This window comes from Clostridium sp. AM49-4BH (assembly GCF_003478335.1).
Taxonomy (GTDB): Bacteria; Bacillota; Clostridia; order Lachnospirales; family Lachnospiraceae; genus Butyribacter.
In genome coordinates, this window is record NZ_QUFB01000115.1 from 1 (window position 1) to 1,900 (window position 1,900).

General features: G+C 42.0%; 1 protein-coding gene. It reads right to left on the reverse strand.

The window, feature by feature from the left end:
- Positions 1-80 precede the first annotated feature (80 nt).
- Positions 81-1,499, reverse strand: coding sequence for a group II intron reverse transcriptase/maturase (ltrA, locus tag DW981_RS14590; protein WP_118508239.1), 1,419 nt, complete (start codon positions 1,497-1,499; stop codon positions 81-83).
- Positions 1,500-1,900: the final 401 nt, after the last annotated feature.

The following is a 1,900-nucleotide window of genomic DNA, read 5'->3' on the forward strand; positions in this document are numbered from 1 at the left end:
AATCGGGTAGGAGGTAGATAATTATCTTATCTACCGACCTCCCACACCACCGTACGTACCGTTCGGTATACGGCGGTTCTTTAGTTTTCACATATTTTCAGGTAAAACTCTGTGAATGTTGGATATCCCCATTCACGGAGTTTTTCATTACTCAAGGCAAACTGTACCAGTCTATTATTGCTACAGTTCCAAATGCCCTGGCGCATATTTGCGTGCCATTGAATAAAGTCTTCATTCATTCCGAGTTCTTTCAACTTTCGGTATTTCGTTTTAGGTTTCTTCCATTGTTTCCAATAGATTGCCCTTATTCTATGGCGTAACCACTTGTCATTACTCTGCAACAGACCTTTCATATCTGCCATTCCAAAGTAATTTACCCATCCTCTAATAAACTGTGTCAGCTTTAATGCTCGATATTCATTTCCCCATCCGTTATGTCTGTCAGTAAGCTCTCTGATTTTATTCTTCATCTTTGTTACTGATTTAGGATGTACCCGAAATCTGCATATTCCCTTGTATCTATAGAAGCTATAGCCAAGGTATTTGACTTTGCTGATATGTGCCACGCACGTCTTGGTGCGATTTACTTTAAGGAATAGTTTTCCCTCAATATATGGCACTATGTTGTTTAAGGTTCTTTCTGCACTTTTCCTGCTTTTACAGAAAATCATACAGTCATCTGCGTATCGGACAAATCTATGCCCTCTCCGTGTAAGTTCCTTATCCAATTCATTCAACATGATGTTACTTAAGAGTGGGCTTAATGGTCCACCTTGTGGCATTCCGACCTCTGTCTTTTCGAACATTCCTCTGCTGATAACTCCAGCATTAAGATATTTGTGAATGAGTGATATTACCCGCCCATCCTTGATGGTTCGTGATAGTACTTCAATTAGTTTGCTCTGACATACTGTGTCAAAGAACTTCTCTAAATCCATATCTACCACATATACATATCCATCATTGACATTTGTCTGGCATTGTTTCAGTGCGTCATGCGCACCTCTGTTCGGTCGAAATCCAAAACTATCCTCCGAGAACTGTTTCTCGTAAATCGGCGTTAATACCTGTGTGATTGCCTGTTGAAACACTCTGTCAACTACTGTTGGCACTCCCAGTTTTCTGACCTCGCCTTTTGTTTCTTTGGGTATTTCTACCCTACGGACTGGATTAGGTTTATATTTCCCATCCTTTATCTGTTGGATTAGTTGCTCTTGGTTGTCTTTCAGAAAGCCTAGAAGTTCATCTACGCTCATTCCGTCAACGCCGCCTGCTCCTTTGTTAGATTTCACTTTCTTATAAGCCTTGTTAAGGTTATCCTTGTGTAAAATCTGTTCCATTAGATTGTCCGTCTGAAAATCTGTGATGATGTCGTTGTTTTCAGTAATCCTCTGATGGGCGGACACTTCTGCATACTCTCTCTGTTCCGCAGATACCATTTGCAGATAGTCCTCAATATGAAGTTGTCTGTCCTTAAATCCATCTTTGGTTACATTCATTTACTCACATCTCCTAAAGTTCAGTCCTTCCCACTATGTTTGCAACCATAATGGTACTATGACCTCTGCTGACTTCTCGCCATTCGTTGTTACTGACGGTTTTCATACTCTGTTTCCAACCGCTGACGAGACCTCCCTTGGTACCACACGTCACTTTCTCTCCATATATCTGCCACATTTACTACAGTTAATTCCGAGTAGTTATTGGACTTTGGCTTGTGATGCAGCCTTATCCTTAACTATAGCCTGATGTGATTTCTGTTCGTCAGACCAGAGATTTGCCTCCACCTTCCTTCAGATTCCACCTCACGATGGACACCCTTGGTCTTGGCTGTATCCTTCCCACTACTAGGGCGGATTAGGGACTTTCACCCATTGGCGACGTGCGCCGCAAGGCGCAC

Excerpts from the sequence above, each read along its gene's own strand:
- ltrA (WP_118508239.1), bottom strand. The coding sequence starts at position 1,499 with ATGAATGTAACCAAAGATGGATTTAAGGACAGACAACTTCATATTGAG.